This is a genomic window from Kitasatospora purpeofusca (genome assembly GCF_000718025.1).
Classification (GTDB): Bacteria; Actinomycetota; Actinomycetes; order Streptomycetales; family Streptomycetaceae; genus Kitasatospora; species Kitasatospora purpeofusca.
In genome coordinates, this window is the sequence record NZ_JODS01000025.1 from 121,519 (window position 1) to 140,661 (window position 19,143).

General features: G+C 74.7%; 14 protein-coding genes. 3 read left to right on the plus strand and 11 right to left on the minus strand.

What is annotated here, in order from left to right; genetic code table 11:
* Positions 1 to 248 precede the first annotated feature (248 nt).
* A complete protein-coding gene (gene lexA, locus IF01_RS0129625) occupies positions 249 to 1,130 on the plus strand; it encodes a transcriptional repressor LexA (RefSeq protein WP_369826377.1) in 882 nt (293 codons plus the stop codon).
* A 120-nt stretch (positions 1,131 to 1,250) separates the two neighbouring features.
* Here lexA and IF01_RS0129630 read toward each other — a convergent pair whose 3' ends face one another.
* Genes IF01_RS0129630 through IF01_RS50335 form a run of 5 tightly spaced genes read right to left on the minus strand, consistent with a single transcriptional unit; the run spans position 1,251 to position 9,200 of the window.
* Entirely contained in the window at positions 1,251 to 3,383 is a 2,133-nt protein-coding gene (locus IF01_RS0129630; RefSeq protein WP_078880418.1) for an ATP-dependent DNA helicase, read from the minus strand.
* A 12-nt stretch (positions 3,384 to 3,395) separates the two neighbouring features.
* Complete coding sequence (locus IF01_RS0129635; RefSeq protein ID WP_030396651.1) at positions 3,396 to 5,222, minus strand: IucA/IucC family protein; 1,827 nt, start codon at positions 5,220 to 5,222, stop codon at positions 3,396 to 3,398.
* The gene (locus IF01_RS0129640; protein WP_078880419.1) at positions 5,200 to 6,693 is read right to left on the minus strand and encodes a lysine N(6)-hydroxylase/L-ornithine N(5)-oxygenase family protein; all 1,494 of its coding nucleotides are present in this window, start codon (positions 6,691 to 6,693) and stop codon (positions 5,200 to 5,202) included. The genes IF01_RS0129635 and IF01_RS0129640 overlap by 23 nt, the downstream gene beginning before the upstream one ends.
* A 15-nt stretch (positions 6,694 to 6,708) precedes the next feature.
* Positions 6,709 to 7,428 carry a GNAT family N-acetyltransferase gene (locus tag IF01_RS50330; protein WP_341845510.1) on the minus strand — a complete coding sequence of 240 codons (720 nt, stop codon included), beginning with the start codon at positions 7,426 to 7,428 and terminating at the stop codon, positions 6,709 to 6,711.
* Positions 7,320 to 9,200, minus strand: coding sequence for an IucA/IucC family protein (locus IF01_RS50335; protein ID WP_037781582.1), 1,881 nt, complete (start codon positions 9,198 to 9,200; stop codon positions 7,320 to 7,322). Before IF01_RS50335 ends, IF01_RS50330 begins: the two co-directional genes overlap by 109 nt.
* A gap of 329 nt (positions 9,201 to 9,529) precedes the next feature.
* Between IF01_RS50335 and IF01_RS0129655 the strand changes: the two genes are divergently transcribed.
* A complete protein-coding gene (locus tag IF01_RS0129655) occupies positions 9,530 to 10,717 on the plus strand; it encodes a trypsin-like serine peptidase (RefSeq protein ID WP_030396655.1) in 1,188 nt (395 codons plus the stop codon).
* Between the two features lie 103 nt (positions 10,718 to 10,820).
* Here IF01_RS0129655 and hflX read toward each other — a convergent pair whose 3' ends face one another.
* The 5 genes from hflX to miaA all read right to left on the minus strand — a co-directional run bounded on the left by hflX (position 10,821) and on the right by miaA (position 17,855).
* Positions 10,821 to 12,329 carry a GTPase HflX gene (gene hflX, locus IF01_RS0129660; RefSeq protein WP_037781584.1) on the minus strand — a complete coding sequence of 503 codons (1,509 nt, stop codon included), beginning with the start codon at positions 12,327 to 12,329 and terminating at the stop codon, positions 10,821 to 10,823.
* Between the two features lie 107 nt (positions 12,330 to 12,436).
* Positions 12,437 to 14,914: a RelA/SpoT family protein gene (locus IF01_RS0129665; RefSeq protein ID WP_078880421.1), complete on the minus strand. Its 2,478-nt coding sequence runs from the start codon at positions 14,912 to 14,914 to the stop codon at positions 12,437 to 12,439.
* 205 nt (positions 14,915 to 15,119) lie between these two features.
* Positions 15,120 to 16,031, minus strand: coding sequence for a diaminopimelate epimerase (dapF, locus tag IF01_RS0129670; RefSeq protein WP_030396658.1), 912 nt, complete (start codon positions 16,029 to 16,031; stop codon positions 15,120 to 15,122).
* Positions 16,032 to 16,120: 89 nt separating this feature from the next.
* On the minus strand, positions 16,121 to 16,621 hold the full coding sequence (locus IF01_RS42480; protein ID WP_199523442.1) for a hypothetical protein: 501 nt from the start codon (positions 16,619 to 16,621) through the stop codon (positions 16,121 to 16,123).
* 274 nt (positions 16,622 to 16,895) lie between these two features.
* Positions 16,896 to 17,855 (minus strand): tRNA (adenosine(37)-N6)-dimethylallyltransferase MiaA, encoded by a 960-nt coding sequence (gene miaA, locus IF01_RS0129680; RefSeq protein WP_030396660.1) that lies wholly within the window; start codon positions 17,853 to 17,855, stop codon positions 16,896 to 16,898.
* A gap of 137 nt (positions 17,856 to 17,992) precedes the next feature.
* Between miaA and IF01_RS0129685 the strand changes: the two genes are divergently transcribed.
* The gene (locus IF01_RS0129685) at positions 17,993 to 18,352 is read left to right on the plus strand and encodes an antitoxin (protein WP_030396661.1); all 360 of its coding nucleotides are present in this window, start codon (positions 17,993 to 17,995) and stop codon (positions 18,350 to 18,352) included.
* A 27-nt stretch (positions 18,353 to 18,379) separates the two neighbouring features.
* Here IF01_RS0129685 and IF01_RS0129690 read toward each other — a convergent pair whose 3' ends face one another.
* Positions 18,380 to 19,078, minus strand: a complete 699-nt coding sequence (locus IF01_RS0129690) for a class III extradiol dioxygenase subunit B-like domain-containing protein (protein WP_030396662.1) — start codon at positions 19,076 to 19,078, stop codon at positions 18,380 to 18,382.
* Positions 19,079 to 19,143: the final 65 nt, after the last annotated feature.

The window sequence follows — 19,143 nt, forward strand, 5'->3', positions numbered from 1 at the left end:
ACTGGGCCACGGAGAGGACTGTAGCCACTACATCTAGGTTTTGGAGCGAAGGAGGGGTGCTGGCGTGTCGGCGCGGGCGATACCCTCGGAGCCGATTTCCGATCGAACATTTAATCGATGTACAACAAAGCCTTGATCGAGTCAGCCAACTCCCGAATAATTCACTCGAACGTGTGTTTGGCGCAACCTTTCGATACGAGGTGCGTTGGGCTGGAAAAAGGAGAGGACAGCCGTCGAGAGGGGCAGCCGTGAACGCCGTCGAAAGCAACACCATCCCGGTGCAGGATCACTCCCAGCTCAAGGTGGGGCAGCGCACCACGAATCAGCAGAGCGTGGACATCAGCATGGACCGCAGCGAGGATCATCGCCCCCTGGGCCCGGGCATTTCCGGGGTCGGGCGTGTTCCGGACCAGCCCATCGAACACTCCCCCGCCCTGGACGACGCCCACCCGGCGCCGACCCGTTCCGCGCCGGGCCGCCCGCCCGGGATCCGGACCGACGAGGCAGGCCTCACCGAGCGCCAGCGCCGGGTGATCGAGGTCATCCGGGACTCCGTGCAGCGCCGGGGCTACCCGCCGTCGATGCGCGAGATCGGCCAGGCCGTCGGCCTGTCCAGCACGTCCTCGGTGGCCCATCAGCTGATGGCACTGGAGCGCAAGGGCTTCCTGCGGCGGGACCCGCACCGTCCGCGCGCCTACGAGGTCCGCGGCGTCGAGGTGGCCCGGCCGAACACCGCCGAGACCGCCGGCCGCCCGTCCACCTCCTACGTGCCGCTGGTCGGCCGGATCGCCGCCGGTGGTCCGATCCTGGCCGAGCAGACCGTGGAGGACGTCTTCCCGCTGCCCCGGCAGCTGGTCGGCGAGGGCGAGCTGTTCGCGCTCACCGTGCGCGGTGACTCGATGATCGAGGCGGCCATCTGCGACGGCGACTGGGTCACCGTCCGCCGCCAGCCGGTCGCCGAGAACGGCGACATCGTCGCCGCGATGATCGACGGCGAGGCCACCGTCAAGCGCCTCAAGCGCGAGGACGGCCGGATCTGGCTGATGCCGCACAACCCCGCGTACGAGCCGATCAACGGCGACAACGCGACCATCCTGGGCAAGGTCGTGGCCGTCCTCCGCCGGCTCTGACCGCACCACCCCGCCCGGACCCACAGGAAGGGGCTCCCCGCACAGCGCGTGGAGCCCCTCCGGCCTTTCCCGACCCCGGTTCCCGACAGAGTCCCGTCCCGGGCCCGGAGCAGCCGGGGATCAGCCCCGCTTCGGCACCGGCCGGACCGGCGCCGCCGAGTCGTCGATCGCCGCCAGCGAGCGGCGCACCTGGTTGCGGTCCGTCGTGTACCAGAACTCCGGCATCGAGGACCGGAAGAAGCCGCCGTAGCGCTTGGTCTCCACCCGCGGGTCGAGCACCGCCACCACACCCCGGTCCTCCGCCGCGCGCACCAGCCGGCCCGCGCCCTGCGCCATCAGCAGCGCCGCATGGGTGGCCGCGACGGCCATGAAGCCGTTCCCGCCGCGCTGTTCGACGTCCTTCTGCCGGGCGCTCATCAGCGGGTCGTCCGGCCTCGGGAACGGGATCCGGTCCATCACCACCAGCTGGCAGGCCGAGCCGGGCACGTCCACGCCCTGCCAGAGCGACAGCGTGCCGAACAGGCAGGTGGTCGCGTCCGAGGCGAACTCGCGGATCAACTCGCCCAGGGTGTCCTCGCCCTGGAGCAGGATCCGCTGGTCCAGCCGCTCCCGCATCGCCTCGGCGGCCGTCTGCGCCCCCCGCATCGAGGAGAACAGCCCCAGCGTCCGCCCGCCGGCCGCGCCGATCAGATCGGCCAACTCGTCGAGCATGTCCGGCCGCTCGGGATCACGCCCGGGATCGGCCAGGTGCCTGGCGACATAGAGGATGCCCTGCTTGGAGTACTTGAACGGCGAGCCGACGTCGATCCCCCGCCAGTGCGGCACCGGCTCGTCGCCCATGCCCTCCCCGACCGCCTCCGGGTTGTCGCCGGGCGTGCGGACGTCCGGCAGCCGGGCGTCGGACGGCAGGCCCACCGAGGCGGCCACACCGGTGAAGTCCCCGCCGAGCTTGAGGGTGGCCGAGGTGAGCACCACCGCGCGCTCCTTGTACAGCCCCTCCCGCAGCAGCCCGGAGACGCTCAGCGGGGCGACCCGCAGCGAGGCGGTGCCCAGCCCGTAGCGGTCGCTGCGCTCGATCCAGACCACGTCGTACTCGGAGTCCTGGAGCAGCCGGTCGGCGGTCTCGTGCAGGGACTCCGCGGCGGCCATCGCCTGCTTGCGCACGGCGTCCTCGTCGCTGAGCCCCTTGTCCCTGGTCTCGCCGAGCGAGGTGATCACCTGCCGGGAGGCGTCCCGGATCGCGGTCACGGCGTAGGCGAGGTACTCGGGCAGCTCCTCCACCCGGCCGGGCTGGGCGGTCTCCATCAGGCCGTGGTAGTTCTCGGCGGCGGCCTGCAGCGCGTCCACGGCCTTCTCGTTGGCGAGCCGGGCGGCCCGCTTGACCGTCCGGTTCACCGCGCCGACGGTCAGCTCGGCGGTGGCCGCCCCGGTGACCCGGTTGACCAGCTCGTGCGCCTCGTCGATGATCAGCAGCCCGTGCTCGGGCAGCACCGGCGCGCCCTCGATCGCGTCGATCGCGAGCATCGCGTGGTTGGTGACGACGACGTCGGCGAGCTTGGCCCGCTCCCGGGCCTTCTCCGCGAAGCACTCCTGGCCGTACGCGCAGCGGGTCGCGCCCAGGCACTCCTTGGAGGTGACCGCGAGCTGGGCCCAGGCCCGGTCGGAGACGCCGGGGGTCATGTCGTCCCGGTCGCCGGTCTCCGTCTCGTCCGCCCACTCGCGCAGCCGGAGCACCTCCTTGCCGAGCTTGCCGGCGGGTCCGCCCAGCGCCTCGACCGGGTCGAACAGGCCCTCGCCCTCGTCGCCCGGGGTGCCCTCGTTGGCCCGGTGCAGGCACAGGTAGTTGGAGCGGCCCTTGAGCATCGCGAACAGCGGACGGCGCCGCAGCACCGGGTGCAGTGCCTCCACGGTGCGCGGCAGGTCCCGCTCGACCAGCTGGCGCTGGAGCGCCAGGGTCGCGGTGGCGACCACCACGCGGTCCCCGTGGGCGAGCGCCGGCACCAGGTAGGCGAGGGACTTGCCGGTACCGGTGCCGGCCTGCACCAACAGGTGCTCGCCGTGGTCGACGGCGTCCGCGACGGCCTCGGCCATCCGGAGCTGTCCGGGGCGCTCGACGCCGCCGACGGAGGCCACCGCGGCGTGCAGCAGCTCGGGGACACGGGCGCGGGGGACGGCCTCCGCCGGGGCGTCCGCGACGCTCCCGGCCTCGTCGGCGTCCTCGGCGGGGAGCTGGGATTCGGAGTCGTTCGTCATGACCCACCCAGCCTACGGGGCAGGGGTGACAATCCGGTCCCGCCGACGGGGCACCCGGCCGGTGCCGTCCGCGGCGAGCGGGTTGGGCACGGTGCCGTGCCGGGCCGCGTGCGGGCGGTGCGGGCGGTCGCCGTAGCCGTCCAGCAGCAGCCGGTTGCGGTTCAGGCAGAGCCGGTCGATCCGCGGCCGGAACAGGTCGAACAGCGCGAACCGCTCGGCCAGTTCCGGGAACCGCGCCTGGTAGCGGTGGATCTCGGCGCGCAGCAGCTCCCAGAACTCCGCCTCGGCGAGGCCGGTCCCGGCCTCCAGCAGCGGTGCCAGATAGCGGTACACGCCGATGAACAGCCCGGAGTGCAGGAACTGGCACAGGCCCTGCGGGTCCTCGCGCAGCAGTACCGCGTCCACCTCGGCGGGCAGGTCGCGCAGTTCCGGCAGGTCCTGGTCGCTGAGGTTGACGTCGTCGACGAAGTCCTTGACCGCGAGCCGGACCGGTACGTCCCGCTCGTCGAAGACCAGGACGGCGTTCTCGCCGTGCGGGGAGAACACCAGCCCGTACCGGTAGAGGAAGTGCAGCAGCGGCGGCAGCATCGCGGCGAACAGCCGGCCGGTCCACTCGGCGGGGGCGAGCCCGGAGCGGGCGACCAGCTCGGCGGCCAGCGGCCGTCCGTCGCGTCCGGCCTGGAGCAGGGCGGCCAGGGTGCGACCGCGCTCGCCGGGCGCCAGCGCGGGGCCGAGCGGCTCCCGCCAGATCGCGCCGAGCAGCTCCTTGTACTGGTAGGGGGCCTCGGGCAGGTCGCGGTAGACGGGGTGGTCGACGGTGACCGAGGCGATCTCGCCGAGCAGCACCACCCGGCACTCCTCGCGCAGGAAGGGGTCGGCGTCGCGCAGCCCGTGGATCCAGGCGGTGACGGCGGGCGCGGCCAGGGTGCGTTCGGTGGGCAGGCCGCGCCAGACCAGGGTGTTGAGGATGGCCAGCGGCAGTTTGACGGTGCAGCGCTCGGGGCGGCTCTCGTTGAAGAACGAGCGGATCGACTGCTGGGGCAGCCGGAGGTCGCCGTCGGTGCCGAGCGGCACGATCTCGCCGGAGGCGATCCACGGGGCGAACAGCGGCACCACGGTCTCGTCCCACTGCCACGGGTGCACCGGCAGCAGCAGGTAGTCGTCGGCGGCGGCGCCGAGCGGGGCCCGGAGCGCGGCCGGGTCGTCGAGCTCCCGGTGGTACAGGCGCTCGGGGTCGGCGAGGCCGGCCACGCCCCGGTACTCGGCGAGCCGGCGGTGCACGGCGATCCAGGGCAGCGGGCGCGGGGTGCGGGCCTCCGGGGCCCAGCGCGCGGCGTCGGCGGCGGAGAAGCCGATCCGGCCCTTGTTGGGGACGATCCACGGGTGGCCGCCCTGCCGGCCCTCCAGCTCGGTGTGGCCGAGGTCGGCGAGTTCGGCGGCGGTGAGGCCGGTGGCCAGCAGGTGGGCGTCGGCGATCAGGGTCGCGGTGAGCTCGCGGAGCAGGTGGCCGGTGGTGTCGCCGCGCAGCCCGAGGGCGTGCCGGGCGTGGACCAGGAAGCGCAGCGGGTCGAGGCCCTCGGGGTCGTCGCAGCGGACGGAGCCGGGGTCGACGAGCCAGCTCTCGTAGGCGCCGCGCCGGGCGGTGAAGCGGTACTCGGCCCCGGGCAGGGCGAGCGTCCAGCCGTCCGGTGCCCCGGTCGCGGTCGGGGCGAGGAGTTCCTCGTAGGCGAACTCGCCGAGCATCTTGGCGAGCAGCGTGCGGCCGGCCCGCTGCCAATGGCCGGCGGTGAGCTGCGGCGGCAGGTACAGCGGCGGTTCAGCGGCCGGCGGTTGCGGCACGGGTCGGCTCCTGGGGTCGGGGGAGGCTGGAAGCGGGAACGGAGGTGGTGGGGGCGGCGGCCGGGCCGGGTGGTGCGGTCGTCGGGACGGACGGGGCGGACAGAGCGGGCGGCGCGGGCGGCGCGGGCGGCGCGGGCGGCACCGGGACCGGGGCGGGCGGGGCGAAGCCGGTCCAGGCGGTGCGCCGGGGCAGCCGGTGGACGGTCCGCCCGGTGACGGCGTTGAGGATCACCGCGGCCCGATGGGCACCGAGTCCGAGGTCGGGGGTGCCCACCCCGTGGGTGTGCAGCTCGCCGTTCTGCACGTACAGCCCGCCGGTGACCTCCGGCCGGGTGGCCACCCGGTGGTCGAGGTCGACCCGGTAGCGGCCGGCCGGGTCGCGGTCGATCAGGTGGGCGAGCGGTTCCAGGGCGGCCGGGCCGGCCGCCCGGTAGCCGGTGGCGAGCACCACGGCGTCGGTGCGCAGCACGTGCTCGGCGCCGGAGTCGGTGTGCCGGCAGTCGAGTTCGAGCCCGCCGCAGGGGCCGGGCCGGGCCTCGGTGACGGCGGTGCCGGGGGTGATCTCGACCGGCGCCGCGCCGACCGGCCGGCCGACGGTGCGTTCGTACAGCTGGTCGTGGATCTCGGCGAGGGTCTCGGCGGAGGCGGCCTTGTGCAGCTGCCACTGGGCCTCGACCAGGTGGTCGCGGACGGCCTCGGGCAGGCCGTGGAAGTACCGGGTGTAGTCGGGGGTGAAGTGCTCCAGGCCGAGTTTGGAGTACTCCATCGGCGCGAGCGCCCGGGTGCGGGTGAGCCAGCGCAGTCGCACGCCGTCGCCGTCGTGGCGGCGCAGCAGGTCGAGGAAGATCTCGGCGCCGGACTGCCCGCTGCCGACCACGGTGATGTCCCGGGCGGCGGCCAGGTCCTCGCGCCGGTCGAGGTAGTCGGCGGAGTGGAAGACCGCCGGGTGGCCGTCGAGGGCGGCGAAGGCCTCGGGGCGGACGGGCAGGGTGCCGACGCCGAGCACGGCGTTGCGCGCCTCGACGGTGTACTCGCGGCCGGTGGCGGGTTCGCGCAGTTCGGCGCGGTAGCGGTCGCCGGTCCAGTGCAGGGCGGTGACCTCGGTGCCGAAGCGGCAGTTGGCGAGCCGTTCGGCGGCCCAGCGGCAGTAGTGGTCGTACTCGCGGCGGGTGAGCTGGAAGCGCTCGGTGAAGTAGAACGGGAACAGCCGGTCCTCCTCCCGCAGGTGGTTGAGGAAGGACCAGGGGCTGGTCGGGTCGACCAGGGACACCAGGTCGGCGAGGAACGGCACCTGCATCCGCGCGCCCTCGACGAGCATCCCGGGGTGCCAGCGGAACTCCGGGCGCCGGTCGCAGAAGAGGGTGCGCAGCCCGGGGACGGGCTCGGCGAGCGCGGCGAGCGAGAGGTTGAACGGGCCGATGCCGAGGCCGAGCAGGTCGTACGGCCCGGGCGGGGGGGCTGGGGTGTCCATGAGGCGGGTGCTGTCCTAGGCGGGGTGCGGGGTGCGGTCGCGGACCATCAGGGCGGCCCGCTTGTCGGGCAGGTCGAGTTCGGCTGCGAGTCGGAAGCCGGCCCGCCGGAAGGCGCGGACGGAGCGCCGGTTGCGGACGTCCGGCTCGGCGACCACCCGTTCGCAGTGCGGGCGCTCCCGGAGCAGGCGGTCGGTCAGGGCCGTGAGCAGGGTGGTGCCGAGGCCCCGGCTGCGGCTGGCGGCGGGCCCGAGCAGCAGGTGCAGTCCGGTGTCGTGCGGCCGGGCCGGGTAGTGCGCGGCGAGCGGGTCGAGGTCGGCGCGGTAGACCTCCCAGTAGCTCATCGGGGTGTGGTCGAGCAGTCCGAGGCAGGGCAGGCTGCGGCCGTCGCCGTCGAGCTGGTGGCGCAGGTGCCGTTCGGTGACGGCGGACGGGCCGGCGAGTTCCCAGAACGCGGCCACCTCGGGGTCGTTCATCCAGCGGGTGAGCAGGCCGAGGTCGGCGGGGAGCCGGACCTGGCGGAGCCGGAACTCCCCGGCGGCGGTGGCCATCGCGCCCCACCCCGCCGGTTCGTCGACGCCGGAGCGCCCGTTCACCAGCCCGTTCACCAGCCCGTTCACCGGCCCGCTCACGCGCCCGCCACCGGGTTGGGCAGCTCGATGTAGACGGACTGGGTGGCGACCGGCCCCACCAGCTCGTCCAGGCCCTGGATCCGGGTGAGCAGATTGGCCTTGCAGGGCAGCGTCGGGGCGTCGAGCAGCAGGCCCGGCAGCGCGGAGCCGGTGGCCCGGGCGGCGGGCCCGGACAGGAAGCGCCGGAGGGCGGCCAGCAGCAGGGCCTCGTCGGCGAGGCGTTGCGAGCCGAGGGCGCCGATCAGGCCGAGGACGTGGTTGATGCCCAGGTAGTAGGCGAAGTGGTGGTCGATCACCGGGTCGTCGAGGAAGGTGTCGCTGCGCGCGCCGAGGCCGGGCAGCCGGGCGGTGAGCCGGTCGGTGGCGCTGTGCCGGTAGTAGTAGCCCTGGTTGTCGCGGTAGCGGCCGCCGTTCGGCCAGCCGTCGGCGTCGAGCAGCACCAGGCTGTTCTGCTGGTGGGCCTCCAGCGCGATGCCGGCCTGTCCGTCCAGCCAGAGCACGGGCAGCACGACGGCGTCCAGGTAGCGCAGGAACCATTCGGCCGCCACGGTGGGCAGCGGGCGGCCGGTGCGGGCCGCGAGCGTCCGCAGCAGGTCGCCGAGCCGGGACCGGACGCGGCCGGCCTCCTCGCCGGCCCCCGCCGGGTGCGGCCGCTCGGCGACCAGCCCGGCCACGCAGTGGGCGCGGTCGCCGGGGGCGAAGGGCTGGGCGCGCAGCACGGTGTCCAGGCCGCCGGGGTCGCCGAGGCCGGGGTGGTCGACGCCGATCCAGGCGGGGTCGCGGACGATGTCGAAGCCGGGGTGGGCGGCCCGCCACTCGGCGCCGAGGCCGCTCTCCAGCAGCCGGTGCATCTCCAGGCCCCGGTGGAGCTCCTTGCGGAGGTTCTCCCGGCGGGAGTTGGTGATCCGCAGGCCGAGCGAGAGCTTCAGCATCCAGGGGGTGCCGGGCCGGTAGACGGTGCGCACCGAGGAGGTCGGGTACCAGGCGGCGCCGGACGGGCCGAGGTCGTGCAGCCGGCCCTCGGTGAGCAGGGCGGCGACGGCCGGGCGGTGGGCGAGTTCGCGGGCCTGCCAGGGGTGCAGCGGCAGGGCGGCGGTGCCGGGCGGCAGCAGGGCGGGGTCGCCGAGGAGCTGGGCGGTGATCCGGTCGGCGCCCTCGGTGAGGGCGGAGCCGGCGGCGAGCAGCTCGCGGTCGACGGCGTACCAGTGCAGTTGGAAGGAGCCGTGCAGCTCGGGCGAGTAGGCGGCGCTCTGGGCGGGGCCGAGGCCGTCGCGGCTCTTGGGGGTGGGGTGCAGCGGGTGGCCGAGCAGCAGGGACTGCTCGGTGGCGAGGAACTCGGAGCGCTCGGGCCCGCCGGGCGCCGGGGCGGTGCCGGAGCGGTGGTGGGCCAGGATGTCGGCGGTGCGGACCACCGAGTCGGCGACCCGGGCGGCGAGGTCGGCGACCTGCCCGGGGTCGGGCCGGTCGGCGGCCGCGGCGGCGAGCAGGGCGGCGGCGGTGACGGCGTCCACCGGGGCCTCGTGGAGGTCCGGGCCGGCCCCGAGGGTGGGCGGGCCGAACCGGTGCCAGCCGGCCGGCGACCAGTGCCGGACGGGGGCGGAGAGCCGGGCGGCGCCGCCGAGGACGGCGATCCGCAGGTGTCCGTCCGGGCCGGGCGCGGCGCGGGTCTCGCGGGCCCAGCAGCGCAACAGGGCTTCCACGGCGGCCTGTTCGGCGGCGACGGCCGGGTCCGGGTGGAGCAGCCGGTCGGACGGGACCGGGGCGGCGGGAACGGCGGCGGCGGCGGGAGTGGTGGCGGGCGGACCGGCGGCGGGGGCCGCGGGGCCGGGTCGGCCGGCCGGGATGTCGGGCGGGGCTCCGGTGAGGGCGGTGCTCAATGCTGCTCCTTGGTGCGCGTGGAGTGCCGACGCGCGTGGGGTGGAGAAATCCGGCGGGCGCTCGCACCGTCGCGTCAGGTAAGGGTTACCTATCCCTGACGGTTGATCACAAGGGCGCTTCACTCGTCCGGGTGAAGACCGGTGAAGGTTCACCTTTCGGCAGGGAGCTGGGCCCCCAGTGCCAACGAGCCGGCGGCGCTCGCGTCACAGATCGGTGACCGCCGCCGGGCACCGCAACCGGGGGCCGCCCGGTGCCGTCCTGGTGGCCAGTGGCAGACTCCAGGACGGCGGCCCGCCGCCCACACCGAACCACCAGGGGGACAGCACTCATGCCAGCGATCCACCGGTCAGCCGCGGCCGCGGTCCTCGCCGCGGGGACCCTGTTCGCCGTCACCGCCTGCGGCCCCGACGGGCCTTCGGGCGGCGGGGGAACCGCCGCCCCGCCGCCCTCGACGGGCACCTCCGCCTCCGCCACCGCCGCGGGGGGCGGCAGTGGTGTGATCGGCGGCATCACCCTGCCCACCGGCATCCCGACCAGTCTGCTGGAGGGCCTGCCGAAGAGCTGGGACGACCTGACCCGGTGGAAGTTCGAGGACTGGGACAACTGGGCGTCCAAGCACGTCTTCAACAACCCGATCGTCAAGGACTTCTGGAACCCGGACAAGATGGGCGACTCCAAGCCGGCCGACCCGGCGCCGCCCACCGCCAAGCCCGCCGACGACGCCGGGGTCACCGACCCCGAGCCCGCGGTGGTCAAGGCCGTACCGGTGCCGCGTCCGTACACCAAGCAGCCGTCCGGCAAGGTCTTCTTCTCCGCCGAGGGCGGCCGGGGCAACTGCTCGGCCACCGTGGTCCAGGACCCGGCGCACCCGGGGAAGAGCAACCTGGTCTGGACGGCCGGCCACTGCGTCCACCCGGGCAAGGGCGGCAACTACTTCAAGGACCTGGTGTTCGTCCCCGCCTACAACAACTCGGGTGCCTCCAGCGGCGGCAAGAAGGCCCCGCTGGCCGACCTGGCCCCGCTCGGCACCTGGTGGGCGAAGGACGTGGTGACCTCGCCGCAGTGGCTGGTCGAGGGCGGCGGGACCGGTGACGCGGCGAACCAGTACGACTTCGCGATCATGCGGGTGAGCAACCAGACCGACAGCGGCAAGTCGCTGGAGGAGACGGTCGGCGGGGCCGTCCCGGTCTGGTTCGACGCCCCGCGCGACAAGGTCACCGCCACCGCCGTCGGCTACCCGCTGTACAAGCCGTTCGACGGCCAGGAGCTGTACAAGTGCGAGGGCGGGAAGCCGACCCGGCTCTCCTTCGACCCGAAGCGCCCGTCGATGCTCACCATCGGCTGCAACATGACCCAGGGCTCCAGCGGCGGCGGCTGGTTCGCGCCGATGCCGGACGGCAAGCTCGCGCTGGTCTCCAACACCTCGATCGGCACCCAGGACCACACCTCGCTGAGCGGGCCCTACCTGGAGACGGTCGCCAAGCAGGCGCTGGACTGGATCGCCAAGAAGAAGTAGCCCGGCGCGGCCGCCGGGAAGATCCGGCCGGGAACGCGAACGGCCCCGGTCCCCTCCTCGCGGGAGGGGACCGGGGCCGTTCGCGTTCTTCGCGCGGTGGGGATCAGCCCTGCGGCGTCAGCGCCACGGCGAAGGCCTCCAGCTCGGCGGCCAGCTCGGCCGGCACCTTGGCGTGCAGCAGGGTGCCCTCGCCGGTGTGCTCGGCGCCGAGCAGCTCGCCCTCGGCGTGCACCCGGGACACCAGCGCGCCCTGGGTGTACGGGACCAGCGCGTGCACCTCGACGGCAGGCCGCGGCAGCTCGTCGTCGATGAGCGCGAGCAGCTCCTCGATGCCGACGCCGGTGCGGGCCGACACCACGATGGCGTGCGGCTCGCGGCGCAGCAGCCGCTGCAGCACCAGCGGGTCGGCCGCGTCGGCCTTGTTGATCACCACGATCTCCGGCACGTTCTGCGCGTCGACCGAGACGACCACCTCGCGGACGGCGGCCAGCTGCGTCTCCGGCTCGGGGTGCGAGCCGTCCACCACGTGCAGGATGAGGTCGGCGTCGGCGACCTCCTCCATGGTGGAGCGGAACGCCTCGACCAGGTGGTGCGGCAGGTGCCGGACGAAGCCGACGGTGTCGGCCAGGGTGTAGACCCGGCCGCTCGGCGTCTGCGCCCGGCGCACGGTCGGGTCGAGGGTGGCGAACAGCGAGTTCTCCACCAGCACGCCCGCCCCGGTGAGCCGGTTGAGCAGCGAGGACTTGCCGGCGTTGGTGTAGCCGGCGATGGCCACGGACGGCACCTGGTGGCGCTTGCGCTCCTGGCGCTTGGTGTCGCGGCCCTTCTTCATGTCGGCGATCTCCTTGCGGAGCTTCGCCATCTTCTCCCGGATCCGGCGCCGGTCGGTCTCGATCTTGGTCTCACCGGGACCGCGGGTGGCCATGCCGCCGCCGGAGGAGCCGGAGCCGCCACCACCCATCTGCCGGGAGAGCGACTGGCCCCAGCCGCGCAGTCGCGGCAGCATGTACTGCATCTGCGCGAGCGAGACCTGCGCCTTGCCCTCGCGGGACTTGGCGTGCTGGGCGAAGATGTCCAGGATCAGGGCCGTCCGGTCGACGACCTTGACCTTGACCACGTCCTCCAGGTGGATCAGCTGGCCCGGGGTGAGCTCACCGTCGCAGACCACGGTGTCGGCGCCGCTGGCGGCGACGATGTCGCGCAGGTCCTTGGCCTTGCCGGAACCGATGTAGGTGGCCGCGTCGGGCTTGTCACGGCGCTGGATCACGCCGTCCAGCACCTCGGAGCCGGCCGTCTCGGCCAGGGCGGCGAGCTCGGCCATCGAGTTCTCCGCCTCCTCCAGGGTGCCGTCGGTCCAGACCCCGACGAGCACCACGCGCTCCAGGCGGAGCTGGCGGTACTCGACCTCGGTGACGTCCTCGAGCTCGGTGGAGAGGCCGGCGACACGGCGCAGCGCGGCGCGCTCGCTGCGGTCGTACTGGTCGCCGTCGTAGTGGTGGCCGTGGTCCTCGTCGATGGCCGCGAGGTCCTCGTCCATGAGGGCTTCCGCCCGCAGACCGTCGATGCGGCGCGTGGCGTCGGTCTGGTCGCGGGTGTCGAACGTGGAGGTCATTCTGTCCTTCGGCTGCTGGAACGGGTGGCCTGTGCGCGACCGTACGGACGGTCGTGCCGGGAGTCTGCCCAGCTGCCGCCCCGACTACCACTCGGGCGAGGTGCGAGCTACCCCTCGGGGCCGCGGTTCGGACTGGGACTCCTCTGCCCCGAGAACGCCGCGGTCCGGCCGTGAATTCCCCATGATGTTCGCACGCCGGGCGCGGACGGGTCATCCGCATTTACCTCCGGCGCCGCCGGGTCGTCCGCCGGACGGCCCGCCGCGCCGGTCGGGGCGGCCGGGGCCCGGCCGGGACCGCCGCCGGGCGGGGCGTGCGGCCGCTCCACGTCGTACACCCCGGAGACCCGCAGCATCGCCCGCAGCACCGCGGCCAGCGCGGCCGGGTCCGGCAGCTCGACGGTGTAGGTGTGCCGGACCCGCAGCTCCTGCGGCGGCTCGACCTCGGCCGAGACGATGCCGACGCCCTCCCCCGAGATCGCGGCGGTGAGGTCGGCGAGCAGCCGGGGCCGGTTCAGCGCCTCGGCCCGCAGGGTGGCCCGGTAGCCGGCCGGCGGGGCGCCGCCGGGGCGCCAGTCGACCTCCAGCGCGCCGCGCCCGTCGGCCCGCATCCGCTCCCCCGCCGGGCAGCCGGCCCGGTGCACGGCGACCGCGCCGCCGCGGATCGGGTAGCCGACGATCTCGTCCGGCGGCACCGGGGTGCAGCAGCGGGCCAGCCGGACCGGTGCGCCCGGGCGCCCGGCCGCGGTGACCGGGACGGCCGGCCGGCCGGCGGCGACGGGGTGGGCGGGCGGCGCGGGCTGGCTCGGCGAGGGACCGGTGCGGACCACCGGGCGGCGCTCCGGGTGGTCGGCCAGCCAGCGTTCGATGGCGATCCTGGCGGCCGGGGTGCGGGCGTGCGCGAGCCACTCGGGGGCGGGGCCGGAGGGCTCGGAGCGGCGCCGGCCGGCCGGCGCGGCGGAGCGCCCGGCACCCCCGGGCCCGTCGACGCCGTCGGAGCCGTCGGGTCCGTCCGAGCCGTCCGGCCCGTGGGGGCCGTCCGACGCGTCCGAGCCGTCGGTGAGGATGGCCACCCGGTCGCCGTCCTGCAGCACGGTGGAGAGCGCCACCAGCCGCCCGTTCACCCGCGCCCCGATACATCGGTGCCCGGTCTCCTCGCCCAGCAGGTAGGCGGCGTCCACGCAGGTCGCCCCGGCCCGGAGCTGAAGCGTTTCACCGAGCTCGGTGACCGCGGTGATCTCGCGGTCACCGGCGAGGTCGGCGGTGAGGGCGGACCAGAAGGCGTCCGGGTCCGGGGTCTCCTGCTGCCACTCCAGCAACCGGGAGAGCCAGCCCGGCCGGGCCGGGTCGGTGCGGTCCAGCTCGTCCGGGGCCTGCTCGCCGCCGCGCGCGGGCTGCCGGGGGTCGCCGAGCGCCACCACCCCGGTCTCGGCGATCTCGTGCATCCGCCGGGTGCGCACCAGCACCTCGACCACCTCGCCGCCCGCCAGCGCCACCGCGGTGTGCAGCGACTGGTAGAGGTTGAACTTGGGCGCGGCCACGAAGTCCTTGAACTCGCCCGGCAGCGGCGTCCAGCAGGTGTGCAGCTCGCCGAGCACGGCGTAGCAGTCGGCGTTCTCCTCGACCACCACCAGCAGCCGCCCGAAGTCGGCCGGCTGCGGCTCCTGCGGCCGGCCGTCCCGTCCCGGGGCGGCGTCCCGCTTGAGCAGCACCCGGTGCAGCGAGACGCAGTGCCGGGGCCGGACGGTCACCTCGGCGGCGACCCCGGCCTCGGCGAGCTGGCGGCCCAGCGCGCCGGCGAACGGCGCCAGCAGGGTGTCGGGGCCGTCCTCGTGCCGGGCCAGCAGGGCACGGGTGCGGGCGTGCTCCTCCGGGTGCAGGGTGGCGAAGACGATGTCCTCCAGCTCCGCCTTCAGCACCTGGATGCCGAGCCGCTCGGCCAGCGGGATCAGCACGTCCCGGGTGACCTTGGCGATCCGCACCTGGCTGGCCGGCTTCATGTGCCGGATGGTCCGCATGTTGTGCAGCCGGTCGGCGAGCTTGATCACCATCACCCGGACGTCGTCCCCGGTGGCGACCAGCATCTTGCGGAAGGTCTCCGCCTCCGCCGCCGCCCCGAAGTCGACCTTCTCCAGCTTGGTCACCCCGTCGACCAGGTAGGCGACTTCGGGCCCGAAGCCCTCGGCCACCTGGTCCAGCGTCAACTCGGTGTCCTCCACGGTGTCGTGGAGCAGCGAGGCGACCAAGGTGGTGGTGCCGGCGCCGAGTTGGGCCAGGATCATGGTGACGGCCAGCGGATGGGTGATGTACGGCTCGCCGCTCTTCCGCTTCTGGCCCCGGTGGCTCTCCTCCGCCAGCCGGTAGGCACGGCCGAGGAGGCCGAGGTCGGCCTGCGGATGGTGCCGCCGGTGCGCCTGGACCAGCGGTTCGAGGGCGTCGGGCACGGGCGGGCGCCCGGTGGCCAGCAGCGCGGCGCGCCCGGCGCGTCCGAGCGCGGCCCGGCCCAGTCCGCCGAGCGGCCGTCTGGGCCCGGCTTGCCGTGCGGACGTCGGCTGCCCCGCCAGGGGCTGCCCGGCTTCGATGGTCATCGGCACCTCCGGCAGCGGTACCGGGGGCGTGGGCCGACCCGGTGGTCCATGCTACCGAGCAGAGCACGTTCCGCGATGCCCCGCTTCCCGTCCGTCATCCCTGTCACTCGAACGGGGGGATTCGATCCGATACGAATTGGGCAAACGCGATCCTCGACGGCCGAGCGGCCCGGAGAACGCTCCCCGGACCGCTCGTGAGGGACGGTCAGACGCCGCCGAGCAGCGCCGTCCAGGACGGGTCCAGCTCGCCGCGGGCGACGATGACCGCCGGTCCGGTCTTCTCCACCCGGCCGTCCGGGTGCTCGGTGATCGTCAGCCGGCCGCCCAGCACGTCGACCGCGTAGGTCACGGCCTCACCGGTGACCGCCGGGTCCAGGCCGTCCCGCCGGGCGGCGGCCACCGCGACGGCGCAGGCGCCGGTACCGCAGGAGAGGGTCTCGCCGGAGCCGCGCTCGTGCACCCGCATCGCGACGTGCCGGGGCCCCCGGTCCACCACGAACTCGACGTTGACGCCCTCCGGGTAGGCGCCCTCGGGACTGGTCGCCGGCGCCGTCCGCAGCTCCCCGGCGTGGTCCAGGCTCTCGACGAACGCGACCGCGTGCGGATTGCCCATGTTGACGTTCAGGGCCGGCCAGCTGCGCCCGCCGACCGCCACCGCGATGCCGTCCGGTCCGGGCAGCGCGGCGCGGCCCATGTCCACGGTGATCTCCCCGGGCGTGCCGTCCGCGGCGTCCGCGGCGACCCGCACGGTCCGCAGTCCGGCCCGGGTGGCCACCGGCAGCTCGCCCGGCTCGGCCAGTCCGGCCTCGATCAGGTAGCGGGCGAAGACCCGGACGCCGTTGCCGCACATCTCGCCGATCGAACCGTCCGCGTTGCGGTAGTCCATGAACCACTCGGCGCGGTCGGCCTGGTCGGCGGCGGCCGGGTCGGCGGCGGAGCGCACCACGCGCAGCAGCCCGTCCCCGCCGATGCCGGCGCGGCGGTCGCACAGCGCGGCGACGGCCTCGGGACCGATGGTCAGCCGGCCGTCCGGGTCGGGGACGATGACGAAGTCGTTCTGGGTGCCGTGCCCCTTGAGGAAGGGGAGGCCGACGGGCTGCGCGGAGGTTGCGGTCACCCTCCCGATGGTACCGAGGCGCCCCGGACCCCTGCCCTCCGGTTCCACCCCGCGGACCGGCGCGGACCGCGTGCCGCCAGTGACCCGCCCTACCGGCCGGAGAGCCGGACGACCCGCCACAGGGCCAGCGCGCAGGCCGCCAGCACGATCAGGGTGTAGATCACGATCGCCCGCCACCCGGCCCGCTCGCCGGTGCCGCGGCGCGGCAGGCCCGGCCACTTGTAACCGGCGTGCCGGGCGGCCATCGCGCCCCAGCCGAGCGAGGCGGCGGTCAGCAGCAGGCCGAGCATCCCGATCATCGCCGAGCCGGCCCCGGCCGAGCCGAAGGCCAGCGGGAAGGCGAACATCAGCGAACCGGCGGTGGCCAGCAGGGCTATCGGCAGGGTCTGCCACCAGCGGAGCCGGCGGCGCGGCCGGATCTCCCGCTCGTGCACCGCACCGGCGGGGGCGCTGGTGTCGAGTGCGGGCAGCGCGAGGGCGTACGAGGTGGGCATGTCCAGTCCGGCCAGCACCGGCAGGTCCGGCAGCGTCGAGGAGTCGAGGTCGGCGGTCTGCGCCGTGGCACTGCCGCCGACGGTTCCGCCGCTCACGGAACGTCCGGCGCTCTGGCCGGTTTCGGGGCCGGTACCCGTGGACACGCGGCCTCCCCTGACAGTTCGACACGAGTGCGACTCGCGGTCTGGCCGATCGGCCCGCCCGGGCCGACCCTTGTGACCTCGATGATGGCATGTCCAGGGTGGCGTTCCGGGCCTGACCGGGGTCGTCGGGTGATCCGTGGCCATGACGTGATCCGGTCGTGACCGCCGGACTGTTCTGCACGGCCCTCTGCCCGCGCAACTGCACCGCCGGATGGCCGGAAACCGCCTATCGGGCGGCCGTTTCCTGACGATCGATCAGCTCCAGCGAGCGATCGAGCAGCTCGGCCGGGTCGGTGCCGGCCGGCCGGGAGAGCCAGTGGATCCGGTCGTCCCGGCGGAACCAGGACTCCTGCCGGCGGGCGAACCGCTTGGTCGCCCGGACGGTCTCGGCCCGCGCCTCGTCCTCGGTGCAGGTCCCGGCGAAGTGGTCCAGCACCTGCTGGTAACCGAGCGCCCGGGAGGCCGTCCGCCCCTCGCGCAGCCCGATCTCCTCCAGGGCCCGCACCTCGTCCAGCAGCCCGTCCCGCCACATCCGGTCCACCCGCAGGGTGATCCGCTCGTCCAGTTCGGGACGCGGCACCGCGACGCCGATCTGCACCGCGTCGTACACGGCGGTGTTGCTCGGCAGGTTCGCGGTGAACGGCTGCCCGGTGATCTCGATGACCTCCAGCGCCCGGACGATCCGCCGGCCGTTGCCGGTCAGGATCGCCTCGGCCGCCGCCGGGTCCAGCGCGGCCAGCCGGCCGTGCAGCGCGTACGGGCCGAGCTCCTCCAGCTCCACCTCCAGCCGGGCCCGGACCTCCGGGTCGGTGCCCGGGAACTCCATCTCGTCGATCGCCGCCCGCACGTACAGGCCGGAGCCGCCCACCAGCACGGGGGTGCGGCCGGCCGCGAGCAGCCGGTCGATCTCGACCCGGGCCAGCCGCTGGTACTCGGCGACGCTGGCGGCCTCGGTGACGTCCCAGATGTCCATCAGATGGTGCGGGACCCCACCCCGCTCCGCCGCGGTGAGCTTGGCGGTGCCGATGTCCATGCCCCGGTAGAGCTGCATGGAGTCGGTGTTGATCACTTCGCCGTCGAGGGCACGGGCCAGGGCCACGGCCAGGTCGGACTTGCCGGCGGCGGTGGCGCCGACGACCGAGACGACACGGGGGCGGCTGGGCCGGACTGTAGTGGAGCTGCTCACCGGACAAGTCTGCCAAAGAACGGCGGCCGACCGGCCGGCCCCCCGTTCACGCCCGTTTTCGGCCACCTCGTCCCGTTGCGAACGGTTCGGGCGTGACAGACGTTGTGAGAGAGACAGCGACAGAAGGGTGAGGCGCCATGGGTCTGATGGACAACCTCAAGGGCAAGGCCGAGGAGCTCAAGGAGAAGGCCAGCGAGTTCGCCGGGAAGCACAGCGACCAGATCGGGAGCGCGGTGGACAAGGCGGGCGGCGCGATCGACAAGGCCACCAAGGGCAAGTACAGCGAGAAGATCGAGCACGGCACCAGCAAGGCCAGGACCGCCGTGGACGACTTCGCCCACAAGCCCGAGGGCACCGACGGCACCGCGAACACCGACGGCACCGCGAACACCGGGGGCACCGGGGTGCCCGGCACCGCCCCGGGCAGCCCGAACGGCAGCCCGGCCGCCGGCCCGAACGGCAGCCCGAACGGCGGGACGCCCGGCCCCACCGGCTGACCGCCCGCCCGGGGCCGGGCCCGGGGCTCAGCTCCAGGAGGCGACCAGGTACCCGACCCCGTACGGCGCGTCCTGGTAGCCCAGCCGCGCGGTGAGGCCGGCGCCCTCGGCGGCGCCGGCCAGCACCTGCCAGGGCGCCCGGCCCTCGGCCTTGAGCTCGGCCGCCAGGCCCGGGTCCAGCGCCGCCAGCGCGGCCGTGTCGGCCGTCCCCAGCGCCCGGGCGAGCTCCGCGTCGTAGCCCTCCGCCCGCTCGTCCAGGTAGCCGGGCGCCTTCAGCGAGCGGCAGGCGCTGCCGTCGCCCATCACCAGCAGCCCGACCCGGTCGGCCAGCCCGGCCAGGCCCTGGCCCAGCCCGAGCATCCGGTCGGCGGGCGCGTCTGCGGGCACCGCGCAGGCGTGCGTCGGCAGGGTCGCCCCGGCCCGGCCGAGCAGCCAGGCGCCGACGGTCAGCGCGGGCGACAGCTCGGGCCCCTCGGCCCGGCCGCCCGGCAGCGCGGCCACCAGCGGCACGCCGTACCGGTGGAAGGACCCGGCACCGCCCTCGGTCCAGACCTCGGCCTCCGGCCCGGTGCCGACGACCACGAGCAGGTCGGGACCGGCGGCGAGCACCGCCCCGAGCGCCTCGTCGCAGGCCGCGCGCAGCGGCTCCAGCTCGGACGAGGCCCCGACGGCGACCTCGGGGACCAGCAGCGGCGGACAGGGACACACGGCGGCGGCAACCAGCATGTGGATCACTCTATGGCCTGTCTCCCGATCCTTGCCGAGAACGCCCGACGGCCGGGGGGACCGTG